The following is a 21577-nucleotide window of genomic DNA, read 5'->3' as shown; positions in this document are numbered from 1 at the left end:
ACCGCAGTGCCGGGCCGCCTGTCCGCGGATACACTGTGCGCGTGAACGCCGCGTGGTCGAAGACGTCGGTGCAGGCGGTGATCCTGCTGCTCGCGATCGTCACGACCGGCACCGTCGGCTACATGCTGATCGAGGGCTGGTCGGCCTGGGACAGCTTGTACATGACCGTCATCTCGCTCACGACGGTCGGGTACCGGGAAGTGCATCCGCTGACGAGGGCCGGCGAGGCCTTCACGATGGTGGTGCTGGTCGGGGGCGTCGGCACGGTTCTCTACTCCTTCACGCTGATCGGGGCCAGCGTCATCGAGAGCACGCTGCACAGCCCCTGGGAACGCCGCCGGATCTCCGCCATGCTCGACCGACTGGAGCACCACTTCATCGTGTGCGGCTACGGACGCATCGGCGGGATCCTCGTCGACGAGTTCCGCCGCCAGCGCGTGCCCTATGTCGTCGTGGAACGCGACCCCGAGCGCCTGCGCGCCCTCATCGAGGCGGGTCACCTCGCCGTCGAGGGCGATGCGAGTTCCGAGGAAGTGCTCGCCAAGGCGCGCGTGTCGCGCGCCCGCGGCCTCATCGCCGCGCTGTCGAGCGACGCCGAGAACGTCTACACGATCCTGACGGCCAGGCTGATGCATCCCCCGCTGTACATCATCGGCCGTGCCGAGAGCGACGAGTCGGGACGCAAGATCACCCGCGCCGGGGCCGACCGCGTCATCTCGCCCTACCAGATCGGCGGCCAGCACATGGCGCAGCTCGCGCTGCGCCCGGCCGTCGTCGATTTCGTGCAGCTGGCCACGAGCTCCGAGTTCCTCGAGCTGTCGATGGAACAGATCGAGGTGCGCGCCGACGGCCCGCTCACCGGGCACACGCTCGTGAGCGCCAACCTGCGGCAGAAGTTCGGCGTCATCGTCGTCGGCATCCGGCGTGCGAACGGTCGAATGGAGTTCAACCCGGCGCCCGAAGCGCGCATGGAGGCGGGCGACCACCTGGTGCTCCTCGGCCCGGCCGATCGGCTGGCGGAACTGGCCGGTCATGCCGGCGTCTCGACGGCCACGCGATGAGGCGCGTCAGCCTTGCCCTCGCGGCGCTGCTCGTTGCGACCGTTCCCGTGGTCTCGGCGCAGCCACCAGCGGCCGCGGCCACGGCCGCCGACCTCGCCTTCATCGACACGGGGATCGAGAACGCCTCGCCGCTCTGGTACGAGCGTGGCGAGGACGGCGCCTACCTGGTGCACCTGCTGTACGACCACGAGCGCAACGCGCCCAATCGGGCCGCCGGCCATATCCACTTCAGGCTCGTGGGACGCGCCGGCGCACGCCTCACCCTCGAGTTCGTCAACCTCGACAACGTCTGGAACGGCCGGCCCGGATCGGTGGCCCCCGAGTTGAAGACCATCGCCACGTCAGCCGACGGCGAGCTCTGGACGACGGTGCCCACCGTCGCCCTGCCGGGCAACCGCGTCCGGGTGACGCTGACGATGCCGGGCGACACCCTGTACGTGGCGCGCATGCAGCCATACCAGCTGTCCGATCTCGATCGCCTGGTGACGAAGGCACGCGGCAGCGCCCACGCCGAGGTCACCACGATCGGCACGACGGTGCAGGGCCGCCCGCTCGAGATCGTCCGCATCGGCCGCGAGGACGCGCCGCACCGCGTCTTCCTGCGCGCGCGGGCCCACCCCTGGGAGTCGGGCAGCAGCTGGGTGATGCAGGGACTCGTCGATCGTCTGTTGCGCGACGATGCGGAGGCGGCGCGCTGGCGAGCCGCCTTCACCGTGTACGTGCTGCCCATGGCCAACAAGGATGGCGTCGCGCGCGGCGGCACACGCTTCAACGTCAACGGCAAGGACCTGAACCGCAACTGGGATCGCCCTGCCGACCCGGTGCTGGTGCCGGAGAACGCGGCGCTCGAACGCTGGCTGGAAGCACTCATCGCGCGTGGGCGGCGGCCCGACCTGGCCATCGAACTGCACAACGACGGCCGCGGGCTGTTGCACCTCTCGCGCCCGCCCGTACCCGGGCTCACGGAGCACCTGGCGCGCATGGCACGCTTCGAGGCCATCCTCCGCGCCCGCACGTGGTTCACCGAGGGCCATACGGAGGGCGACTTCCGCAACAGCGGCACCCTCGGTGACGGCTGGCTGGAGCGCTATGGCATCGATGCCCTGGTGCACGAGCTCAACGCCAACTGGGTGGAAGGGCGGAAGGCCTACACCTCCGCCACCCTGTGGCAGGAGTACGGCGCCTCGCTGCCGGCGGTGTTCGAGGAGTATCTGCGCACAACTCGTCGATGAACGACGCGGCGTGCCGCGCCTGTGCGGCCGTTCACGCGCGGACGAGCACCTCGAGCAGTCGCGCGCGGACCCGACGGTCGGCGGCGCGCTCGGCGATGGCCCGCTGGGTGACTCCGGCGAAGTCCTCGATGTCGCTGCGGCCACCGTGGTCCATGAACCACTGCGCCTGCGCCAGGTACCCCTCGAAGTGGTCCGGTGCAGCCATCGTCGCCCGCAGCACGGTGTCGTGCAGCGCGGTGAGGCCGTTGACGACCGGAATCTCGTTGATCGCGTCGGCCAGTTGGGGCGCCTCGAGATGCTCGGCGCAGGCTTTCAGGATGTCCAGGTGGTTGAACACCGCGGCGCGGATGATGGTCTGCGCGCCCATCGGATGCTGCTCGTGGCGCGTCGGATCGGCGCCGTGCGCCAGCAGGTACCAGGCCAGTGACAGGCGCAATTGGGCGACCGCCTCGACGGGCGGCAGGCCGTTGTTGCCGGTGACGGTGACGATCAGCGGCGGCTGCTGCAGCGGCCCGCCCAGCCGGTTGACGTCGGCGCCGTCCCGCTCGACCAGGGCCGCCACCGCGGCGAGCGTCCCGGCGACGGCCTCTGGCCGCGAGGCCGCGTCGTGCAGCCCGGCACTGATCGCGGTGCTGAGTCGATCCGCCAGAGCCTGGGCCCTCCGCTGCGACAGGGGCACGCTGGGCGCGATGCGACGGAGATAGCTCTCGTAGTAGGCGGCCTTGGCCGCCGCCGGGCTGTCGTACGGTCGGATGACGTCCATCAGCGCCGCGTTCTGGAACTGCGCCGCGAACTCCATCGCCCCCAGCCCACGGGCCGTCGTGATCGACGTGCTGGCCCCGCGCGCCACCAGGGCACGCGCCAGGTCGAGATGACCGTAGAACACGGCCTGCAGCAGCACGGTGTGGCCGTTCAGGTCCCACACCGCATCGAGGTGCGACGGCTCCCAGTCGAGCAGACCCGTCGTCGTCGCCACATCGCCGGAGTGGCCGGCCATGTGGATCGGCAAGGCCCCCGAACGGGCGTGAGGCAGCGCGGGGTTGGCGCCGCGCGCGCGCAGCATGGCCACGGTGTCGGCATGTCCACGCACGCAGGCCCACAGCAGCGGCGTCCAGCCGTCGGCGTCGTGCCGATCGATGTCGCCGCCGGCGCTGATCCAGGCGGACAGCCCCGCGGTATCGCCCGCCTTGGCCAGCGCGATGGCGTCGGCCACGGCCGACACGGCCGGCAGCTGGATGTCGACGCTCATGCCGCGACCCCGGCGATGGCCGCCGCCACCAGTTCCGTGTTCTCGCACAGCGTGAACTCGGCGATGAGGCCGTCCCGCATCCGGAACAGCGCCAGGAATGTGTTGTCGATCTTCTTGCCGGTCGCCTTCACGGTGAACGTCTCCTTGCCCAGGATGACGACGTGGTCGTCCTGCGCGAGCAGCAGCGGCACGTCGAAGGCCTGCCACTCGAACGTCCCCATCAGCAGTCGGCAGTATTCGCCGACCCCGTCACGCCCCTGCCAGGGGCGGTTGTAGGCGATACGCCCGTTCGACATCGGCGGGCTCCAGATGACGTCCTCGGTGCACTGCTGCTGGATGCCGGCGATGTCGCCACGACCGAAGGTCGCGATGTGGACGCGGATGGCGTCGAGATTGGTCTGTTCGCTCATGGCAGGAACACTCCGTCGCCGCAAGGGCGAGTCAGGACAGGTAGCCACGGACGCCGGCGATGAGGAACCCGGCGCCGACGGTGGTGAAGAGGAAGCCGAAGCGCCAGATCGCGACCCGCTCGACCATCACCGCCAGGCCACCGAGCAGCATGTGCACCTGGAACAGCGTCAGGGCGATGGCCAGACGGTCGTGGACGACGTTGGCTCGTTCGCCGCGATCGGCGAAGTCCTCCATGCGCGTGCGGACGGCCAGTTGCCTGGCCTGGACCGCCAGCAGGTCCGTCTCGTGCTGCGACGTGGTGGACGCGCCCATCGCCTGCAGGATCTCGGCCTTGACGCGCAACATCGTGTGACTGGCGTCGACGCCCTCCGCGACTGCGGCGTACTCGGTCTGCCCTGCCTGGGCGACCGCCGCCCGGTCCGACGCAAAGGTGGCGAGCAGCGCCGCTCCCGCCGCCAGCACGGCCAGCAGCGACGACGAGAGCGCCACCCACATCTCCCAGCGCTGCTTGCGCCGCGTGCCAGGCGCGGCCTCGCCGATGAGGTCGTCGACGGCCAGTTCCTCGATGCTCTCGGACACAATCTCCTCGATCTCGCCAGGCATGGCGCTCCTACTTCGACACCAGGACCACGACGCTGCGACCGGTCACGAGGTAGCGCGGCGCCGTGATGACGGTGGTGGCGGCCGGATCCATGTCGGCGCCGCCCGACAGCGCGGTATCGGCGAGACGATGCCACCGACGCGTGGCCACGGCGGGCACGTCGAAGTCGAGGCTCTGGTCGTCCATGTTCATCATCACGTGCAGGTCGGGCTCCCCCTCGGCCAGCCCGGCCAGGGTGAAGGCGAGGACGCGACAGGACGGGTCGTTCCAGCCGGGCGCGTCGAGCTGGCAGCCGTGCCAGCCCAGCTCCGGCAGGCCGCGCGCGTTGACACGTCCCGCGACGTAGTCGGCGCGGCGCAGCTGCCCGCACTGCTTGCGGAGCGCGATCATCCCCTTCACGAAGGCGTGCAGGTCGCGGTGCTCGTCGAGCAGGGTCCAGTCGACCCAGCTGATGGCGTTGTCCTGGCAGTAGGCGTTGTTGTTGCCACGCTGCGAGCGCCCGAACTCGTCGCCGCCGAGCAGCATGGGCACGCCCTGGGACAGCAGGAGGATCGCCGCGAGGTTCTTCGCCTGCCGTGTCCGCAGGGCACGCACGGCAGCATCGTCCGTCTCGCCCTCGACGCCGCAGTTCCAGCTCAGGTTGTCGTCGATGCCGTCGCGATTGCCCTCACCGTTGGCCTCGTTGTGCTTGCCGTTGTAGGACACGAGGTCCATCAGCGTGAAGCCGTCGTGGCAGGTGATGAAGTTGATCGAGTTGGTGGGTCCGCGTCCACTCGCCTGGTAGAGATCGGCGCTGCCGGCGATGCGGGTGGCGACGGCGCCGACCACGCCGCGGTCGCCGCGCACGAAGCGGCGCACGTCGTCACGGAAGCGGCCGTTCCACTCGGCCCAGCGCACCCCGGGGAAGCTGCCGATCTGATAGAGGCCCGCCGCGTCCCAGGCTTCGGCGATCAGCTTGGTGTCGGCGAAGGTCTCCGACAGCTCGAGGTTCCACAGCACGGGCGGATGGGCCATCGGCCGGCCCTCTTCGTCGCGGGAGAGGACGGAGCCCTCGTCGAAGCGGAAACCGTCGATGTGCAGTTCCTCGACCCAGTACTCCAGGCACTCCTGGACGAACTTGTCGGTGATCGGATGGTTGCAGTTCACCGTGTTGCCGCACCCGGTGTAGTCCATGTAGTAGCGGCGATCGTTGCCGACGAGGATGTAGTACGTGGCGTTGTCGATGCCCTTGAAATGCAGCGTCGGCCCCTCGTGGTTGCCCTCGTTGGTGTGGTTGAAGACGACGTCGAGGATGACCTCGATGCCGGCCGCGTGCAGCGCCTTGACCAGGTCGCGCAGCTCGCGGAGGTGCGCCCCGTCGTCCCTCGTGGCGCAGTAACTGGCCTCGGGCGCGAAGTAGCCCACCGTCGAGTAACCCCAGAAGTTGGTCAGCGTGGTGTCGCCGACCTGCCGCAGGGACTCGGTCTCGTCGAAGTCGAAGATGGGCAGCAACTCGACGGCGGTGATACCGAGATCCTGCAGGTACGGGATCTTCTCCATCAGCGCGCGGAACGTGCCGGGCTCGGTCACGCCGGAGGTGGGCGACGCCGTGAAGCCCTTGACGTGGGCTTCGTAGATGATGCTGTCCTGCATCGGCCGGCCGAGGGGACGATCGCCCTCCCAGTCGTAGTCGGCGGTGTCGATCACTTCGCACCGCATCGACTCGTGCAGGTTGTCGGCCTCGCCACAGGCGGCGACGCGATTCCACACCGCGTTGGAGATGCCCTTCGCATACGGATCGAGCACCACCTTGGCCGGATTGAACCGATGCCCGCTGGCGACGTCTCGCGGGCCGTCGACCCGGTAGGCGTAGTGCCAGCCGGCCGTCAGTCCCTCGACGCGCACGTGCCAGAAGAAGAACGTGCGGTTGACGGCTGGATCGAGCACGACGACCTGCGCCGGCTCGGCATCCGCGGCCGCGGCAAACAGCAGCAGCTCGACGCCCGTCGCGTGCTGCGAGTAGAGCGAGAAGTTGACGCCGCCCTCGTCAGGCGTGGCGCCGAGCGGATGGGGCCGTCCCGGCGCGCAGACGAAGGTCGACGCGCCGTGACGATCCGTGCGGGCGGTATCGAGCAGGACGTTCACGCGAGGACCACTTCCTCGCCGAGTTCCTCGGCGTCGATCAGCGACCGGATGGCGTCGCTGGCGCCCTCGATGGTGCAGGTGGCGTCGGTGGCCAGCTTGCCGCGCTCGAAGGCGAGCGCGCGCAGGGCGGCCTTGGACAGCACCGTCAGGTCCTGCATGTCGAGGGTCACCCCCTTCGGGTTGGCGGCAATCAGGTTGGCGAGCTTGACCCGGAAGTACGGCGCCGCCCGGTTGTCGAGGTCGCCGCTCAGCGTCATGCGATCACCGCTCACCGTGATGCCGAAGTGCTCCATGCCCTCGGCCGGCACCAGGCGCACCTGCACGCGCAGGGCGACGTCGGAGGCCGGCAGCTGCACCGTCAGCGCGTCGGCATCGAAGTCGGCGTACGGCTTGCCGTCGATGGACACCGACTCCAGTCGCACGCTGCCCGCGGGCAGCAGGTCCGGGGCAACACGCAACGTGCGGTCGGCATCGGGCCGCGGCTTGAAGTGCAGGTCCAGGGGCTGCTTGGTGATGAGCAGGTTGGTGTAGACCGCGGCGAGATAGCACAGCTCGAAGCTGTGGTAGCCCGCCATCGAGTGGCTGCCCTTCAGCCGCTCGTTGCCCATCAGGTACGGCGTGCCGTTGGCCAGCACGTTGAAGTAGATGCCGCCGGCATCGTGGTCGAGGAACCAGGCGTTGTAGAAGGCCGTGGACTCGCGCGCCAGGCGCAGATGCTCGGGCTTCTTGTCGAGGCCGAACATGATCAGGTAGGCGAGGATGCCCTGCTCCTGCTGCCACCACGCCTTGCGATCGTGCCAGGCGAAGCGATGCCACTCCTCTCCGTCGGTCATCGTCCGGGCGACCACGTCGTACCAGCCGCCGCGCTGCTTGTCCATGCCGTGCTCGGGCATCAGCTCGGCGATGCGGGTCGCGAAGGCGCGATACTCGGGCTTGTCGACCATGGCGCGGATGCGCGACAGGTTCCACGCGATCTTGAGGTTGTGGCCGACCACGGCCCGGTTCTGCTGCCAGCCCCAGGTCTGGTCGTGGCTCCAGTCGGCATGGAACTTCTCGTTCACGAACGGGCTGTGCTCGTAGTCCGGGAAGTGCGCCGTGATGGTGTCGGCGCAGTACTCCAGCATCGCCTTCCACTCGGGCTTGTCGGTGGCGAGCACGGCGTTGATCAGGTAGGCCGGCGCATGGTCGCCGACCGAGTTCCAGTTCTTGCGACCACGGTTGCGGTCGAGCGACTCCGCGGTGCCGTCGAAGGTGATGGGATCGATGTGTGACCAGTAGCCGCCCAGCTTCGCATCGAGGAAGTACTTCTGGAACATGTTGATCGTCATCTGGATGTCGGTGGCGATCCGCGTGTCACCAGTCACCCTGAACGTCTGCGTCGGACCGGCCAGCGCATAGATCTGCTCGTAGGCCGGGATGGCGTCGAAGTCGTCGCCGAACTCGGAGGCGAAGATCTTCCGCTCGTGGTCGCCGACGACGTCGATGGCGTGGTACCAGTAGCAGGTGTCGTCGCTGGCGTCCTTGCAGCGGAAGTGGTCGCGCAGGTAGGCCGTGCCGGCATCGGCTGCCTCGAGATAGCGGTCCTTGCCGGTGAGCAGGTAGGCCGACGCGAAGCCGTAGACGAGACGCGAGACCGTGTCGGTCTCCTGGCGGTAGTCGCCCGTCGTGCGGCCATCGGCCGTCAGTTGCGTGCGGTAGCGGCGGAAGTCGATCTCACCGTCGCCGAACTCGGCGTCGACGTAGAAGTCCCCGAGTTGACGAATCTGCTGGATCCACCAGTCCTGTCGCTCGAACACGAACTCGTCCTCGGTCCGTCCGGCGAAGACCAGGTGCTTGGCCTCGAACCGCGTGACGCCACCTTCCGGGTAGAAGACGCCGTACACGAAACAGAAACGGCCCTCCTGCAGCATGTTTTGCACCTGGTCGGTCGAGATGAAGCCCTCACCCAGGTTGCGGATGATCTCCGCGTAGCAGTTGTCGCCCAGCTTGACCTCGAACTCGCGCCCGTCGGTCGTGGTCAGCGTGAAGTAGTCCTTGCGCTCCCACTCGAAGGCGGTGACGTACCCCATCACGAGGTCCGAGAAGGTGAAGTGCATCGGGTCCATGTCCGTGGCTCCTGGCTGTCGGAAATCAAAGGTCAGCGACGCGCGGCCAGCGTGTCGATGAGCGTGCGGGCGAGCAGGTGGCAGTGCCCGCCGGTGCGGGCCGTGATCAGGTCGCCGTCGGTGACGACGTCGGCGTCGACGTAGTCCGCGCCATAGGCACGCGCATCGCCGATCAGGTTGTTGTGGCAGGTCAGGCGGCGGCCCCGCACCAGGTCGGTGCGCGGCGCCGTCAGCCAGAGGCCGTGGCAGATGATGCCCTTGAGCACCGACGGCTGGGCGAACGCGCGGGCGAGGAACTCGGTGGCCGGCGGCACCTTCGTGACGTCCTCGGTGTAGCGCAGCCGATCGGCGACGATGCCCGAGGGGACGATGACGGCGGCGTAGCTCCGGATGTCGTCGTCGGTCAGTCCCTCGAAGCTCTCCGTAGCCACCAGCGGCGCCCGGTACTCGTGGCCGGTGAAGGTGATCGACGGCTGCCCCCAGAGACGGGTCAGGAAGTGCAGCTCGACACCCTCCTCGGGGAAGCGATGCTGGTAGTAGTGGATCTCGTTCTCGTAGTAGTCGGACTCGATGAGCACGGCGACCTTGAGACCCGCGAGCGGCTGGTTCATGGCGTCACCTCGGTGGCGTCGGGGCCGATGATCCAGTGCTCGGTCACGGCCAGCGTGTGCATGTAGCGGGTGTCGAGGAAGGTGGCGGCGTCCGGCAGCACGCCGTCCACGTACGCGGGCGAGGCCAGCGCCACGTCCATGGCGGCGACGTCGTCGAACCACAGCATCGCGACGCCGTCGAAGGGTGTCTCCGACACGGCGTAGAACATGTCCGGCACCGGGCAGACGTGCAGGCGGCGCAGGCCGGGCACGGCCTGCACCTTCGGGGCATAGACGTCGCGCGCGTGACGACGGAAGGCGTCCATCGTCGTGCCGGGCAGGCGCTTCAGCAGCACCATCAGCTTTACCAGGCCGCCGGCGCGACTGACCGGGGGGCCAGGCAGCAGCACCTCCGTGTCGGTGTTGAGCGCGATGGTCTGCCAGAACGCCGCCCAGTTGGGCTCGTCGGCACGTGCGCCACGAATCAGTTCCGGCGACTGCAGCGCCCCCAGCAGCGCCTCGACATCGTCGAGCCAGATCTCGGCACACCCACTGAAGAGCGGCGGCCCGGTCTCGTCGGGCCGTGCGATCCGGGTGTCGACCGCGTAGCGGCGGATGCCCGGGATCTTGCTGGCGAAGTCCACGGCGTGGCGGTGGACCCAGTAGTCCTGGAACTCCGCCTCGCTCATGCCAGGGCGGGGCGCGGCGAAGATGAACTGATGCAGCATGGCGTATTCGTGTCTCAGGTGCGGGCGTCGGTCACTGCCCGCACTTGCAGCCGGGCGTGTGGTCGTCGGTGTGCTCGGTGAGCACGAGGTCGATGAGGAACGGACCGTCGGTCGCGAGTGCCTCGTCGAGGACGGCGGCGATCTGGTCGGCGCGTTCGATGCGTCGCGCCGGCACGCCCATGCCGCGCGCCAGGTCGACGAAGCCGAGCGGCGGGTCCGAGAGGTCGAACGAGGCCGGGAAGGCGTGCGACGGGATGCGCTGCTCCTGCCAGTAGTGCGCGATGTTGAGGTCGAGCAGCTTGTAGCGCGAGTTGTTGCAGACGACGAACAGCGTCTTCGTGCCGTACTTCTTCGCGGTGTACAACACCTGGATGGTGTACATGCTGCCGCCGTCGCCGGTCAGACCGACGACGAGCGAGCCGGGGTTGGCCATCTGCGCGCCGAGCGCGCCAGGGAAGCCGACGCCGAGCGAGCCGCCCCGCGTGAAGAAGTAGCTGCCAGGCCTGGTGCGCGGGATGGCGCGATTGAAGGCCATCGAGCTGGTCAGCGACTCGTCGAAGACGATGGCGTCCTCGGGCAGACGGGTCGCCAGCGCCGCAGCAAAGGCTTCCATCGTCGCCTGGGGCTGTGCGGCACGATCGCGATCCACGGCGGCCTGAGCGGCGGTGGCACTGGCCTTGGCCTGCCGCATCGCCGCGACGCGGGCGGCCGCTGCCGACCGGGCCTCGGCGGGCATCGTCGCGCGCAGCGCCTCGTCGAGGGCCTCGAGGCCGCACCGGGGATCGCACACCACGCCCAGGTCGACGCGGTGGTTCTTGGCAATCTCGTAGGCGTTGAGATCGAGATGGACGATCCGGGCCGCCGGGTCGAAGATGTCGCCGAGTTCCGGGAACACCTCGGGCAACAGGTATGTGCCGACGACGAGGACGCCGTCGCCCTTGCGCGTGATGGGCAGGCTGACGCTGCCGAACATGTGCCCCGTCCCGCCCTGCAGGCACGGGTGCGTGGTGGCGACGTTCAGGTCGCCACCGTCGGCCACCCAGATCTCGGCGCCGAGCGTTTCCGCGACCCGCTCGAGGGCGGCGTTGGCCCCCGACCAGGCGACGCCGTCGCCGCAGAGGATGACCGGTCGCGTGGATCCGCCGAGCAGGCGCGCCGCCTCCGCCGTCACGGCATCGTCTGGCCGGACGCGGGTGGACGGGATGCACGACGGGAAGACCGGTTCGTCGTTGACGGCATCCATCACGTCGGCCGGCAGGCAGACGTAGACGGGTCCCATCGGGGGCGTGGCGGCGATCTTGATGGCGCGGCGCAGCGTGCGGAGCAGGTGGCGCGGGTCGAGCACCATCGTCGCGTACTTGGTGACGGGCTCCATCATGGCGACCAGGTCGGCCGCCATCTGCGCGTCCATGTTCATGTAGCGGATGCCGGCGTCACCGGCGATGACGACCAGCGGCGCGTGACCACGCTTGGCCTGGTAGAGCGCACCGACGGCGTTGCCGATGCCGGGCGAGCTGTGCAGCTGCACGAGCGTCGGCTTCTGGGTGGCGCGCGCGTAGCCATCGGCGCTGAGCACCGCCACGCTCTCCTGCAGCGTGAGGATGTAGCGCATCTCCGGAAAGTCGGCCATGGCGTCGAGAAAGCCCTGCTCGACGGTGCCGGGGTTGCCGAACATGTGCGTCATGCCATCGGCGATGAACTGCCGGAAGATGGCGTGACAGCCGGTGTTGGTCTGCGTCATCGACGTGCCCTGAGAGAGGTGCGCGGCGGCTTACCAGCCGTAGCGGCGCAGCCCATGGTCGAGGACGTTGACGAACTGGTCGCCGAACTCGTGCGAGCACTGCAGCGACCGTGCGGTGATGAACGGATAGTCGACGATCACCGAGGTCGCCTTGCCGAAGTTGCCGTGGTACTGCCCCTCGGAACCGACGGCGTCGGCGAGCATGAACTCGAGGCAGTACGGTGGCGGCCCCATGTTGAAGTCGGTGCCGATGAAGCCGGTGCCATCGTGATAGTCGAACTCGATGCAGTGGCCGGTGACGTGCTTGCCGCGAATGAGGCTGCGGCGCTCGTTCATGTCACGGGCCATCGGCAGGCAGGCGACGCCGTAGCAGATGGCGGCAATCGGCTTGTCGAGCCCGTGGAAGCCGAGAATCAGGTCGTGGACGCGCTGGTTGTTGACCATGTCCACGATCGGGCCGCTGCCGCCGACGAGCAGCAGTCCGGCGTACGTGTCGAGCTCCTGCCGCAGGGCCCTGAGCCGCTGGTGGTAGGCCTCGAGGTCGCGCAGGAACGTCGCGCTGCTGTAGTAGGGCCGCTCGGGGAACCAGGCCGACAGATCGATGGGATCGTCCAGCAGGGGGCTGTCCTTGAAGGCCACCACCTGCGCCGCATCCTCGGGCGTCGTCACGTGGTACCCGAGCGGCGGGTCCCAGTAGGTGGTGTCGTAGCTGGGTGGCAGCGCCACGGGGCGCCCGCCCTTCGGCGTCGTGTAGACCAGCTCGTACCCGGCCGCTTCGAGCTTGCGCATCGGGCCGGTGAGCTCGACGCCCCAGTAGCCGTGGTTCGAGACGACGGCGAGGACCTTCTTCGACATGCGGAACACCCCTCGTCGGACCGAACAGGGACTCCTCGGCCCGCAGAAATGGCACGTTGGCTGCCTTGCCCCCACCCAATCGGCACCGTTGCGGATTGGTACAGTGGGGCGTCGACTCGGAGAGTCGGGAGGCGGGAGGCGGGAGGCGGGAGGCGTGAGCCGACCAGGACTTGGCCGGGGGCCGGCGCGGGGAGCGCCGGGTGTCGCGCCGGCGGAGGAGGGCGAGCCCTCCCCCACCGTGCGAGCCAGAACAGGCAGGTGCGGTGCCGCGGCGCGGCGCTCGCGGATCTAGCGGGTCGTCAGCTGGTCGCGCGTGGTCTCGAGCTGCTGCCGGACCTCGCGGATGCTGTCGAGTTCGCGGCCCGCCGCGCCGTGCTCGATGCCGCAGTAGCCGTGATAGCCGGCGTCGAGGACGATCTTCATCATCCGCGGGTAGTCGAGCGGACTCTGATTGCCCTTGAAGTCCCACGCCGTGGGCTTGACGCTGACGCCCCTGGCGAGGGGCATCATCTCCTGCACGCCGACGTACGAGTCGTAGCTCTCGACCTTCGCGTCGGGGTTGGCCTGCGTGGGCCGCGAGATCGAGAAATTGCCGAAGTCGGGCAGCGTGCCGGCGCGTGTGTGATCGGCGGCCTTGATGGTCTGCATCAGCCACTTCGCGTTGCTGCTCAGGCCGCCGTGGTTCTCGATGATGACGTTGAGCCCGTGCGTGTCGGCGAACACACACAACTTGTGCAGGCCGTCGGCCACGAGCTTCTGCTGCTCTTCCGGCGTGCCGCTGCTGTAGGCGTTCACCCGGATGGAATGGCAACCCAGCGTCTTTGCCGCCGTCACCCACTTGTAGTGGTTCTCGACGGCCGTGTGGCGCTTGGCGGCATCCGGATCGCCGAGGTTGCCCTCACGGTCGCACATGATGAGCACCTGCGTCACGCCCTCACCCTTCGCCCGGGTGTTCATCTCGGCCAGGTAGGCCGCGTCGGTCGCCTTGTCCATGAAGAACTGGTTGACGTACTCGATGGCGTCGATGCCGACGCCTCTGGCGATCTTCGCGAAGTCCAGGTGTTGCAGCGTGCCCTTGCGCAACGGCTGGTTGATCGACCACTGCGCCAGCGAGATCTTGTAGAGCGGGGCTTTCGCCTGTCGTGCCCGCAACGGCGCCGCTGCTGCCATCGCCCCGGCCGCCGTCACCGCGAGGAACTCGCGGCGTGTCGTCTGTCTTGCCATGTCTGTCCGCTCCACCTTGAGGCCTGAGCCCTGAGCCCTGCTTCTAGAGTCCGCCCGCGATGTCCTTCCACTCGACGACCTTGCCGGTGGTGATGGCCATGTGCCCCATGATCGCCGTCAGCGCGCCGGTGGCGCCGACGCCGATGTCGGCCGGATTGGCGCCCTTGCCACGGATGCACTCGTAGAACGCGAGCATGTGCGCGTTGGGCGCTTCGTCCATCTTCGGCACCAGTTCGGCCGGCGCCGCCTCGCCCTCGAGCGGATACACCTTCGTGTCGCCCATCAGGTCGCAGGCGCCCTTCTTGCCGTACACGTGCACGAACTGCCCACCGCCGGGCAGGCCCTTCGGGTGGAACACCATCTGCGTGAAATAGAGCTTCACGTTGCCAGGGTAGTCGTAGCTGAGGGTGTACCCGTCCATGATCGACCGCCCTGGCGGGTCGTCCTTGTAGAGCAGGATGCCGCCGAAGCCGGCCGCCTTGAGCGGCGTCGCGCCGATCGCCCAGTTGCACAGATCGAGGTTGTGCACCGACATCTCGATCAGGTAGCCGCCCGACTTCTCGACATCGAAGAACCAGTCGGCCGACGTGCCGGTGTGACTGAGGTCCGACTCGGAGTGCCGCTGGGCCTTGACCATCAGCACCTCGCCGATGGCACCGCCGCGGATCTTGCCGACGGCCGTGCCGAGCCGACGATAGGACCGCAGCTGCTGGCCGGAGACGAACACCTTGCCCGAGGCCTTGACGGCCTTGACCACCTGGGCCACGGTCTCGGGGGTGATGGCGACCGGCTTCTCGCAGTAGACGTGCTTGCCGGCCTGCAGCGCCGCCACGGCCATCTCGGCGTGCAGGTGCGGCGGCGTGGCGATGACGACGGCCTCGATGTCCTTGCGGTCGATGACCCGACGCCAGTCGGCCAACTGCGCCGGCGTGTCCCGCGCCGCGGCCTCCGCCGCGGCCTTCATCCGATCGGCCTTGACGTCGCACACGGCGGCCACCTTGCCGTGCTCGAGCACCGCGTGCAGGTCGTTGGTGCCGCGTCCACCGGTGCCGATGATGCCGGTCGCGATGGCTCCGGCGACCGGTGCGGGCGGAATCGCCACCCGGGGCTGGGCCATCGCCCGGCCGGCCAGGGCCGCGGTGGCGGCCAGCGTCGTGCCTGTCTCGAGGAATGCCCGTCGACTGAGGTCGTGCGTCACGTTCAGATGCCCTTTCATGCCGCGGGCACAGGTCTGGCCTGCAACCCGCGGATCACGCTCTCCATGTATTCCCTGGCGCGGCGCGCGAGCGCATCCACACCGTCAGGCGTCGTCGGACGCCCCACCAGGGGCTCGAAGATGTTCTCGAACACCAGCGGCATCGTCAGGCCCGTCTGCATGACGGGCGCGAAGAGGCGGTAGTGATCGATCTCGCCGAAGCCGGGACCGCAGTCCTCGTCCTTCGGCCAGTCGCGGTGGTCCTTGATGGCGAAGGCCCGGACGTCGCCGACGCACGTGGCGATGTCGGCAATCGGGTCGTGGCTCTCGTAGTCGAGGACGTTACCGGCGTCATAGCACATGCGGACGCCGGAGTCGCCGACCTCGCGGATGATCGTCGAGCACATCGCGCCGGTGGCCGTGTTGCCGCCGTGCTGCTTGATGAGCACCGTGATGCCGGCCTGCCGCGCCACCGGCCCGATGGCCTTCAGGCACGCGATGACGCGCTCGTACTCACCCGGCCGGGTACGGCCGAACGTCAGCAGGTAGGGGATGCCGGCGGCGGCAGCCTGGGCGATGCGCTTGCGGTGGGCGTCGGCCGCCTCGGGTTCCTCGAGGAAGACGGTGGAGAACATCATCACCGGGTCCAGGCCGAGATCGCGACAGCGTCGGCCCAGCGCCGCGGCGGTGGCCGGCGGGGCCTCGACGTCCATGGCCGGTCGCGTCTGCCCGCTCGCGTCCTTGTGCGTGACCCCCCAGGCGACGTGCGGATAGCCGGCCGCCTTGATGCCCTCCAGTGCCCGTTCGATGGGAAAGGCCGCATACGGCAGCGTCATGCAGGCCATCTGGAAGGTGGTGGCGGCCGCCGGGCGTGGGGCCGGCGCCTGCGCCGACGAGGCGGCGGCTCCGGTGCCCGAGAGCGCGGAGGTCATGCCCGACGCGGCCAGCGCCCCCAGGAACTCACGTCTGTGCATGGCGCAGAGCTTATCGCAGTCGGCGTGGCCCGGGGACCCGCGAGCGCCCTCGCGGTGGAAGCGCTACCATGGAGGATGTCGGGGCCAGGCCGTGAGGCCGCATGGCGTCGCCAGACGGTCCGACCCCAGACGCGCCCGGGAGGGCGTTCGCGTGGCGATCAGAACGCGCGTCTGGCTGGCGGTGCTCGTCCTCGCGGCGGCCATCCTCCTCGTCGACTACGTCACGCCTCCGCTCGTCGAGTTCTCCACCGCCCTCGTCCTGCCGGTGCTGGTCGCGGTCTGGTACCTCGGGCGTGGCCCGGCGACGATGCTGGCGCTGCTGCTGCCCTTCCTCCAGTTCCTCGTGACCGTGGTCGTGCGCGAGGAACCAGGCGTCACCACCGCCGTCGCGAGCGGCGACTTCGTCATCCGCACGGCCGTGCTCCTGCTGGCCGTGTTCGCGATCACGCACGTCCAGGCGCAGCAGCGCCGCATCCGGCACCTCGAGAAGCTGCTGTCCATCTGCGCCTTCTGCAAGAAGATTCACACCGCAGACGGGCACTGGGAAGCGCTCGAGAGCTACATCAGCAGCCACTCGGACACGATGTTCAGTCACGGCATCTGCGATGACTGCATGCGCACGCACTACCCGGGATTCGCGCTGGTCTCGGACGAGCCGCCAGACGACGCGAGATGACGAGCGGTGGTCTGTCTCAGTAGCCGCGCGACGCATCCACCACGGACAGCATGCGATCGCCGGCGACGAAGCGCCGCAGGTTCTCGCGCACCAGCAGCCAGCGTGCGTCCTCGTCGAGGTCGGAGTCGGCCGAGACGTGGGGGGTGAGGATCAGGCGCGGGGCCTTCCAGAGCGGATGCCCTGCGGGCAGCGGCTCCGGTTCGACGACGTCGAGCCCGGCGCCCCCGAGCCGTCCCTCCCGCAGGGCACTGGCCAGGGCCTCGGTGACCACGGTGCCGCCGCGTCCGACGTTGACGAAGAAGGCCGTCCGCTTCATGGCCCCGAAGATCGTCGCGTCGAACATGTCGCGCGTGTCCGGCGTCAGCGGCAGCGTGTTGACGACGATGTCGGCCTCGCGCACGAAGGCCGGCAGATCGGCGGGCAGGCCCATCCGGCTCACCAGGGGCGGCACGTCGGCCTTCGTGTTGCGGATGGCGATGACCCGCATGTCGAAGGCATGCGCCCGCCGCGCGACTTCGCTGCCGACACCGCCATAGCCCACCACGAGGATGGTCTTGCCCACCAGGCTGAAGGCCGGCTGATCGCCATCGGCCAGTGCGGTGAACGGCGTCCAGTTGGCCGACACGGCCCCGCGCGCCCAGCGTCCCTCCCGCTGCGCAGCCAGATAGCCGGGCAGGCCTCGCGAGTGGGCCAGGATCATGGCCATCACGTGCTCGGCCATGACGGGACCGGCGATGCGCTGCATGTTCGTCAGCAGGATGCCCCGCTGGCGGAAGACGTCACTCGTCAGGCAGCGCTCGACGCCAGCGTTGTAGGTCTGCACCCAGCGCACCCGTGTGCTCGAGGCCAGCACGGCCTCCTCGCAGAAGCCGAGCACGGCGTCGGCCGTCGCCGCCGCCTCTCGCGCCTCGCCCGTCGTCCCGGCGCTGACCAGCTGCACGCCCGGCGCCACCTCCTGCAACCAGCGCTGGAGGGCTGGCGTCATGTCGCGGACGAGGACGCGCTCGGGCACGCGCCACGTGGCCGACGCCCGGAGCGGCTCGGCGGCCTCGCGCAGGCCCAGGTCGGCAATCATGCGAGCCGTTCGCGAGGCGTCGGGTTGTGCGAACGCCGCCGGGACCAGGCACGACGACAGGGCGACGAGGGACAGCGTGAGGCGCAGACGCATCAGTTCTCCTTCCAGCCGAAGGCTCGCAGCATGACGTGGAAGATGTCGGTGTTGAGCATGTACCCACGCACGCGATCGGCCCCAGGGCCCATCGCGGCCACCATCACGGGTTCGCCGGTGTGTCCATTGTCCATGCGAACCGTCGGCAGGCGGATGCTCCGGCGTTTCTCCTCGCGTGCCAGCGTCTGCTCGGCCTCGAGACCCTCGAGCAGCGGCGCGCCCAGCCGTCCACCACGCAGCGCCAGGTCGAAGGAGTGGTCGGCGGTGAACAGCAGCAGCGTGTCGCGGCCGACGACCGTGGACATCTTCGCGATGGTCGTGTCGAGCGCGACCATGCGGTCGAGTCCGGCGCGGACATTGTCGGTGTGGGTGTCGCCTTCGACCATCAGGAAGTAGCCCTTCTTGTGCCGCGAGAGGATGCGGTGCGCCGCCAGCACGGCCTCCTCGAGGTCGAAGGCTGACGACTCGAGCAGCACGATGGCCCGCCGCGCATCGGCGGGCACCTCGGCCAGCGACGCGTGAATGGGGCGCGACGCGCCCTTTGCCACCGTGTCGAGGTCGCTGCCCACCGCGGCCAGGGACTTCGTGAGGGCCGCCCGCCCGGGACCGATCATGACGTCCACGCCATCGCCGAAGCGCGGCGCGAACGCCTGCTGGAAGATGACGGCGCTCTTCGCCCGGTCGTTGGCATGGGCATAGAGCGAGGCCGGTGTCGCGCCGGTCATCGAGTCGTTGGTGACGAACCCGGTGGCGAGGCCGTGCTGCTCGGCGTACTCCAGGATGGTCTTGAGCGCCGTGCCATCGGTCTGCCCCTTGACCGTGTCCGGCCCCTGCGCGATGACGCCATTGTGGGTCTTGTGTCCCGTCACGATCGCCGTCATGCCCGCGGCGGAGTCCGTGACGATCTGCGACGCTGTCGAGGTGTCCGACAACGCGATGTTGGGCATCCGCTGGATGAACAGGCCCCGACTCTGGCCCGTGGCGTGCAGACTGGCCGCCGTGATGGTCGAGATGCCACCGGCATCGGCGAGGAACAGGACGACGTTCCTGGCGCGGCCTTGCGCGGACAGCAGGGCCGGGGTGAGGACGAGGAGGAGACAGAGCACCCGCTTCATCCGCCGAGTATAGACACTCGCGACGTGCACGGGGTCACCACGCCGCGACGCGCCGGCAGCTGAGCGAGGGCTATGATCCCGGCATGACTCACGCCCGACTGGTCCTGGCGTTCCTGCTCGTGTGCGGTGCCCCCGCCACCGCCGCCACCACCATCCGCATCATGCCGCCGGACGGCGGCATCCTCCCGGCCGGACAGTTGCTGGACATCCGGGTCGAGGCCACGGGCGACAACGGCGTGCCGCCGGCGGGCCTGCGCGTCTGGGTGGGTGGCGACGAATGGACGGCACGCAACGACCCGAAGGCGCAGGAGGGCGCCGCACGCGGCACGACCAACTTCCTCGCGCGCCGCTTCAGCACCAGCACCGCCGGCCCCCTCGTCATCCGGGCCACGACCAGCGACGGCGCCTCGGCCGAGTCCCGCCTCCAGGTCGAGCGTTGGGCTGGCCCGACGCGGCCGGCCCAGCCGCGGGCCCGCAACGTCATCTTCTTCCTCGGTGATGGCATGGGCGCCGCCCACCGCACCGCCGCGCGCATCGTGTCGCGGGGCATGCACAACGGCAAGGCGCGCGGACGACTCGCCATGGACACGCTCGAGGTGACCGGGCAGGTGATGACCAGTGCCCTGAACGCCGTGATCACCGACTCGTCGCCAGGGATGGCCGCCTACGTGACCGGGCAGAAGCACGCCAACAACCAGGAAGGCGTCTTCCCCGACAACACGCCGGACGTGTTCGACAATCCGCGCATCGAGTACTTCGGCGAGATGCTCCGGCGCACACGCGGCCCCGGCTTCAACGTCGGCATCGTCACCACGGCGGACCTGACCGACTCGACCCCGGCCGCCAACGCCGCGCACACGTCGAGCCGGTTCGCCGGGCCAGGCATCGCGGCGCAGTTCTTCGACGAGCGGGCGACCAACGGGGTGACGGTGCTGATGGGCGGCGGCGCCAACCACTTCGCACCGAAGGCGGCCGGCGGGACCCGGCCCGATGCGCGCCACCTGGTCGAGGAGTTTCGCGGTGCCGGCTACGAGACAGTGCGTACGGGCACGGACGTGCGGGCGCTGCTCGACCCGGGGCGTACCGCGCCACGGCAGGTGCTCGGACTCTTCCACGCCTCGCACATGGTCGTCGCCTTCGACAAGATCGGCGCCGGCACCTACAGCGACGAACTGGCGCTCGAGAAGAACGCGGCCTATCGCGACACGCCGATGCTCGAGGACATGACGCGCCTCGCCCTGCGATCGCTGTCGACGCATTCGCCGGCCGGCTTCTACCTGATGGTGGAGGGGGCCTCGATCGACAAGCGGGCGCACGCCGCCGATTCCGAGCGCAGTCTGTGGGACACGATCGAGTTCGATCGGGCCGTGGCCGTGGCCCTCGAGTTCGCCCGCGCCACCAACAGCGACCGCGACCCTGACAACGACACGCTCGTCATCGTCACCGCCGACCACGAGTGCGGCGGCATGTCGATCATCGGGGTCGGCAACGAGCGGTATGCCCCGGCCACCCTCGGCCGGGCCGTGCGCGACTACGCCGGTGTGTTCCGCTTCCTGCCCGAGCAGGTCCTGCCGTTCTTCCCCAACTACGTGGTGGACGACCGCGGCTACCCCGTGGACCCGAATCCGTCGCGCAAGCTGCTGATGGGCTGGGCGGCGGCGCCGGATCACGTCGAGAACTGGGTGGCAGACCGGGTGCAGACCGAAGCGGCCGTCCTCGAGAAGAAGGACGATGGGCGACTGGTGGCCGTGGCCAACCCGGCGCGCGCCAAGGACGGCGAGATACCCGGCTTCCTCGTCTCGGGCACCATCGAGAATGGTGAGACCGCCTGCCCGGACCCGCACGGCTGCCCCGGCGACACGGCCTCGAACGGCCACACGTTCGCGGGCCACACGGCCACGGACGTGCCCCTGTTGGCAACCGGCCCCGGGGCCTGGCAGTTCACCGGGGTCTACGACAACAGCGACGTGCTGCTGAAGCTGCTCCGCGCGGCGGCGGGCACGTATGCCCCCCTCCGATAGCCCTGCGCACCCCAATGCCATGGTGATTCGACCGACCACGGCCGCCGACGTCGAGGCCATGCACGCGCTGGTGACCGCCGTGTGCCGCGAGCGTCGCTTCCTGGGCTCGACGACCGGATTCACCGTCGAGCAGACGCGCGGATACGTGGCGCACGTGCAGGCAACGGGCGGCGTCTCCCTCGTGGCCCTCGAACAGGAGCGCCTCGTCGGCTGGGTGGACATCGTTCCCGGCGCGTACGAGGGGCTCACCCACGGCGGCCGCCTGGGCATGGGGCTGGCCCACGAGGCGCGCGGATGTGGGCGCGGCGCGGCCCTGCTCGAGCGCGCCCTCGAAGACGGCTTCGCTCGCCTCGACCGCATCGAACTCGAGGTGTTCGCCTCCAACACGCGGGCCATCGCGTTGTATCGACGCGTCGGGTTCCGCGAGGAGGGGTGCCGGCGCCGGGCCAGGCGCCTCGACGATCTGTACGACGACATCCTGATGTTCGGACTGTTGCGGACCGAGTG

19 protein-coding genes are annotated in these 21577 nt (G+C 69.2%); 5 read left to right on the top strand and 14 right to left on the bottom strand.

The features are described 5' to 3' along the window. Positions 1 to 41: 41 nt before the first annotated feature. On the top strand, positions 42 to 1061 hold the full coding sequence (locus Q0C41_RS15760) for a TrkA family potassium uptake protein (protein ID WP_291985072.1): 1020 nt from the start codon (positions 42 to 44) through the stop codon (positions 1059 to 1061). Beyond that, entirely contained in the window at positions 1058 to 2293 is a 1236-nt protein-coding gene (locus Q0C41_RS15755; RefSeq protein ID WP_291985070.1) for a M14 family zinc carboxypeptidase, read from the top strand. Before Q0C41_RS15760 ends, Q0C41_RS15755 begins: the two co-directional genes overlap by 4 nt. A gap of 31 nt (positions 2294 to 2324) precedes the next feature. Here Q0C41_RS15755 and Q0C41_RS15750 read toward each other — a convergent pair whose 3' ends face one another. From Q0C41_RS15750 to Q0C41_RS15695, 12 genes are all read right to left on the bottom strand, one after another. After that, positions 2325 to 3542: an ankyrin repeat domain-containing protein gene (locus tag Q0C41_RS15750; protein WP_291985068.1), complete on the bottom strand. Its 1218-nt coding sequence runs from the start codon at positions 3540 to 3542 to the stop codon at positions 2325 to 2327. Beyond that, positions 3539 to 3952, bottom strand: coding sequence for a nuclear transport factor 2 family protein (locus tag Q0C41_RS15745; RefSeq protein ID WP_291985066.1), 414 nt, complete (start codon positions 3950 to 3952; stop codon positions 3539 to 3541). The genes Q0C41_RS15750 and Q0C41_RS15745 overlap by 4 nt, the downstream gene beginning before the upstream one ends. 31 nt (positions 3953 to 3983) lie before the next feature. Further along, positions 3984 to 4556, bottom strand: coding sequence for a DUF4337 family protein (locus tag Q0C41_RS15740; RefSeq protein WP_291985064.1), 573 nt, complete (start codon positions 4554 to 4556; stop codon positions 3984 to 3986). A 7-nt stretch (positions 4557 to 4563) separates the two neighbouring features. After that, on the bottom strand, positions 4564 to 6669 hold the full coding sequence (gene glgX / locus Q0C41_RS15735; protein WP_367079226.1) for a glycogen debranching protein GlgX: 2106 nt from the start codon (positions 6667 to 6669) through the stop codon (positions 4564 to 4566). A gap of 5 nt (positions 6670 to 6674) precedes the next feature. Beyond that, positions 6675 to 8783 (bottom strand): STAS domain-containing protein, encoded by a 2109-nt coding sequence (locus tag Q0C41_RS15730; protein WP_291985061.1) that lies wholly within the window; start codon positions 8781 to 8783, stop codon positions 6675 to 6677. A gap of 32 nt (positions 8784 to 8815) precedes the next feature. Then, positions 8816 to 9394: a DJ-1/PfpI family protein gene (locus Q0C41_RS15725; protein WP_291985059.1), complete on the bottom strand. Its 579-nt coding sequence runs from the start codon at positions 9392 to 9394 to the stop codon at positions 8816 to 8818. Continuing rightward, entirely contained in the window at positions 9391 to 10101 is a 711-nt protein-coding gene (locus Q0C41_RS15720; protein WP_291985057.1) for an EthD domain-containing protein, read from the bottom strand. The genes Q0C41_RS15725 and Q0C41_RS15720 overlap by 4 nt, the downstream gene beginning before the upstream one ends. A 31-nt stretch (positions 10102 to 10132) precedes the next feature. Further along, positions 10133 to 11842, bottom strand: coding sequence for a thiamine pyrophosphate-binding protein (locus Q0C41_RS15715; RefSeq protein ID WP_291985055.1), 1710 nt, complete (start codon positions 11840 to 11842; stop codon positions 10133 to 10135). A gap of 30 nt (positions 11843 to 11872) precedes the next feature. Next, positions 11873 to 12697 carry a type 1 glutamine amidotransferase domain-containing protein gene (locus Q0C41_RS15710; protein WP_291985054.1) on the bottom strand — a complete coding sequence of 275 codons (825 nt, stop codon included), beginning with the start codon at positions 12695 to 12697 and terminating at the stop codon, positions 11873 to 11875. A gap of 288 nt (positions 12698 to 12985) precedes the next feature. Beyond that, a complete protein-coding gene (locus Q0C41_RS15705; protein ID WP_291985052.1) occupies positions 12986 to 13921 on the bottom strand; it encodes a sugar phosphate isomerase/epimerase in 936 nt (311 codons plus the stop codon). Between the two features lie 43 nt (positions 13922 to 13964). Further along, a complete protein-coding gene (locus Q0C41_RS15700) occupies positions 13965 to 15119 on the bottom strand; it encodes a Gfo/Idh/MocA family oxidoreductase (protein ID WP_291985050.1) in 1155 nt (384 codons plus the stop codon). Positions 15120 to 15133: 14 nt separating this feature from the next. After that, entirely contained in the window at positions 15134 to 16090 is a 957-nt protein-coding gene (locus Q0C41_RS15695; RefSeq protein ID WP_291985048.1) for a TIM barrel protein, read from the bottom strand. 151 nt (positions 16091 to 16241) lie between these two features. Between Q0C41_RS15695 and Q0C41_RS15690 the strand changes: the two genes are divergently transcribed. Then, entirely contained in the window at positions 16242 to 16766 is a 525-nt protein-coding gene (locus Q0C41_RS15690; RefSeq protein WP_291985046.1) for a hypothetical protein, read from the top strand. Between the two features lie 16 nt (positions 16767 to 16782). Here Q0C41_RS15690 and Q0C41_RS15685 read toward each other — a convergent pair whose 3' ends face one another. Then, positions 16783 to 17934 carry a D-2-hydroxyacid dehydrogenase gene (locus Q0C41_RS15685; RefSeq protein WP_291985045.1) on the bottom strand — a complete coding sequence of 384 codons (1152 nt, stop codon included), beginning with the start codon at positions 17932 to 17934 and terminating at the stop codon, positions 16783 to 16785. Next, positions 17934 to 19049, bottom strand: coding sequence for an alkaline phosphatase (locus Q0C41_RS15680; RefSeq protein ID WP_291985043.1), 1116 nt, complete (start codon positions 19047 to 19049; stop codon positions 17934 to 17936). Before Q0C41_RS15680 ends, Q0C41_RS15685 begins: the two co-directional genes overlap by 1 nt. A gap of 83 nt (positions 19050 to 19132) precedes the next feature. On the opposite strand from Q0C41_RS15680, the gene Q0C41_RS15675 reads away from it, so the two are divergent. Further along, the gene (locus tag Q0C41_RS15675) at positions 19133 to 21070 is read left to right on the top strand and encodes an alkaline phosphatase (protein ID WP_291985041.1); all 1938 of its coding nucleotides are present in this window, start codon (positions 19133 to 19135) and stop codon (positions 21068 to 21070) included. A gap of 19 nt (positions 21071 to 21089) precedes the next feature. After that, positions 21090 to 21577 (top strand): GNAT family N-acetyltransferase (locus tag Q0C41_RS15670; protein ID WP_291985039.1); only part of this gene is annotated, 488 nt, incomplete at its 3' end.

The organism is Luteitalea sp. (assembly GCF_022842525.1).
GTDB lineage: Bacteria > Acidobacteriota > Vicinamibacteria > Vicinamibacterales > Vicinamibacteraceae > Luteitalea.
The sequence above is the reverse complement of the archived record's forward strand: the minus strand, read 5'-3'. Positions and strand labels throughout refer to the sequence as shown.